The 2,718-nt window shown below is 75.2% G+C and carries 4 protein-coding genes; all 4 read right to left on the bottom strand.

Going from position 1 to position 2,718, the window contains the following annotated elements; all coding sequences use genetic code 11:
* Nucleotides 1-715 (bottom strand): lytic polysaccharide monooxygenase auxiliary activity family 9 protein (locus C1I99_RS30980; RefSeq protein ID WP_146604102.1); only part of this gene is annotated, 715 nt, incomplete at its 3' end.
* 168 nt (nt 716-883) lie between these two features.
* A complete protein-coding gene (locus C1I99_RS30975; protein WP_111137686.1) occupies nt 884-1,330 on the bottom strand; it encodes a GNAT family N-acetyltransferase in 447 nt (148 codons plus the stop codon).
* A 9-nt stretch (nt 1,331-1,339) separates the two neighbouring features.
* Complete coding sequence (locus tag C1I99_RS30970) at nt 1,340-2,236, bottom strand: cytochrome c biogenesis CcdA family protein (protein WP_111137685.1); 897 nt, start codon at nt 2,234-2,236, stop codon at nt 1,340-1,342.
* A 1-nt stretch (nt 2,237) separates the two neighbouring features.
* On the bottom strand, nt 2,238-2,718 hold a 481-nt coding region (locus C1I99_RS30965; RefSeq protein WP_111137684.1), incomplete at its 5' end, for a redoxin domain-containing protein.

Raw genomic sequence — 2,718 nt, 5'->3', positions numbered from 1 at the left:
GGGTCGTCGGGGGCGGGCTGCTGGGTCCGCCCCCGAAGTCGACGTCACTGCACAGGTAGTACGACTGGTCCAGGTGGCTGGCCTGCCAGATGGTGTAGACCACGTGCCGGCCGGTGCGGCCCGGCGCGTTGGCCGGGATCTCGATCGAGACCCCGTTGGTCTCCTGCTTCCACTGCGACGCCGGGGTGTTGCCGATCTGGCCGACCAGTTCCAGGTCGCCCCAGCCCAGCGGCTCGGTGAGCGCGTTGAAGCCCTGCTTCGTCACGTACACCCGGATGTAGTCGGCGCCGTGGCTGGCCTGGTCATACAGGCGGACCCGGAAGTTGCTGGACACCGGCGCGGTCTTCCAGGCGCCGACCGTGTCGAGGGCGTTGTAGCGCCCGCCCTCGGTGCGGCCGGCGCTGCACAGCTGGCCGTCCGGGATGGCGGCCTGGTGGTTGCCGGCGACGCCCTCGCGGAACAGGCCGTTCCAGTTCCACATGGCGTTCGGGTTGGCCTGCCAGGCCTGCCAGCACATCGGGTCCTCGGTGGCCATCCGCGGATTCTGGAAGTCGCTGCCCCAGCGCTGCCAGCAGCCGTAGTTGCGGGATGCGGGGTCGACCACGGAGCCGTGCGCCGACACGGGGTTGGCCAGGGCGGTGGTCAGCAGCAGCGCGGCGGCCGCCGCGACGGCGAGCAGCCACAGGACGCGTGGTGATCGGAGATGAGTGGACATGGAGCCCCCGGGGGGAAGAGGTCGGACTGCGACGACACCCGGACGGCGGGAGTTGCCCCTCCCGTGCCCGCTGCGTGGCTCCTGTGCGGCTCCGCTGGGAAGAATGTCACAATCGATCGTCATTGGTCAATACGTTGACCGGTGACGCCACTCCGGAGGACGGGGCGCTCAGGCGGCGCGGCGCATCGGGGTGTGCGGGATGCCGTCCTCGACATACTCCGGGCCGCTGACCGTGAAGCCGTGCCGGGCGTAGAAGCCGACCAGGTGGGACTGGGCCTCCAGCACGCACGGGCGGTCGCCGACCACCTCCAGCGCCGCGGCCATCAGCCGGCCGGCGTACCCACCGCGGCGGGCCGGCGGCGCCACCACCACCCGGCCGATCCGCGCCGCCCCGTCCGGGTCGGCGAGGATCCGCAGGTACGCCAGGGGCGCCCCGTCCGTGGCGGCCAGCCAGAGGTGGCGGGTGCCGGGCTCCACGTCGCGGCCGTCGAGCTCCGGGTAGGGGCACGCCTGCTCCACCACGAACACGTCGATCCGTAGCTTGAGCAGGTTGTGAAAGGTGCGGGCGTCCAGGTCGGCGAAGGAGGCGACACTCACCCCGGGGGTCTGCGGCACCCTGTGATGTTAGGCCGCGTCCACCGGCTCGACCGTCGGGGCCGGGCGGGCGGCGGCGCGCCGGCGGCGTACCGCCGTCAGGCCGGCGGCGACCGCGAGCAGGGCGACGGCGACGGCCGCGACCACCCACGGGCCGAGCCCGTCGAGCCACCGGCTGAGCGCGGCCTGCACTCGCCCGGCCGCCGTGATGACCGGATCGCCGGTGGCGCCGCCGCCGAAGAGCCGGATCTCGTACCAGCCGTACCAGGCCACGTAGCCGCCGGTGAGCACGAGCAGCGCGCCGGCGACCCGCCCGAGCAGCGGTGCGGCCCGCCGGGTGCGCCGCACCAGGGACTCCCGGGCGAGCGCGACGGCGAGGGCCGCCGCGCCGACCACCAGCCCCATCCCGATGGCGTACGTCACGAAGAGGCCGGCCCCGGCGAGCGGGCTGCCGGCGCGGAACCCGGCCACCACCACGGCCAGGAACGGGCCGATGGTGCAGCCGAGCGAGGCGATCGCGTACGCCGCACCGAAGAGCGCCATCGAGCCGAAGCGCAGCCGCACCGCCGGCCCGGTGGCCAGCCTCGGGGTGAGCGTCGGCAACTGCCGACCGGCGAGCAGCCAGCCGCCGGCCGCCACCAGCGCCAGCCCGATGGCCACCGACACCCAGGGCAGCCGGCTCGCGACCACGTCCGCGGCCGGCCCGGCGAGCAGCCCGAACGCGCCGAACACCGCGACGAAGCCGACCGTCATCGCGCCGGTCAGGGCGAGCGCCCGGCCCACCGCCGGCAGCGGCCCCCGGGCCGCGCCCGGCCCGTCGCCGAGCACCAGCACCGACAGGTACGCCGGCAGCAGCGCGAAGCCGCACGGGTTGACCGCGGCGAGCAGGCCGGCGCCGAGCGCGAGGCCGTACGGGGCGTCCGGCATCTCAGGCCAGCTCCGCGACGCGCCGGCGCAGTTCGGGCTGGGACAGCGGGCCGTTGTGCACGACCGTCCCGGCGGAGTCGAGCAGGACGTAGTGTTCCTGGCTGGTGACGCCGAAGCGGCGCCACACCGTCCCGTCGTCGTCGGCGAGGTGCGGGAAGCCGTCGACGCCGGTGTCGCGGGCGAACCGGCGCATGGCGTCGGCGCCGCTGCCCAGCCCGGCCACGCCGACCAGGTTGACCCGGGCGGCGTTGTCCCGCTGCACCTCGGCCACGGAGCCGGCGACCCCGCGGCACCGGGTGCACCAGGCCGCCCAGAACCACAGCACCGCGGGCTTCCCGGCGAGGCTGCTCCCCGCGAAGGTGGCACCGTCGAGGGTGCGCGCGGTGAAGTCCAGCGTTTGCGGCACGGCGGCGCCCGGGGCTGCGGTGGTGCCCGGGGCGCCGGTGGTGTCCGGGGTGCCGCCGGTGGCGACGGACGTGGGG

Source organism: Micromonospora deserti, assembly GCF_003236335.1.
Lineage (GTDB): Bacteria > Actinomycetota > Actinomycetes > Mycobacteriales > Micromonosporaceae > Micromonospora > Micromonospora deserti.
This window is presented reverse-complemented; position numbering and strand designations above follow the sequence as displayed.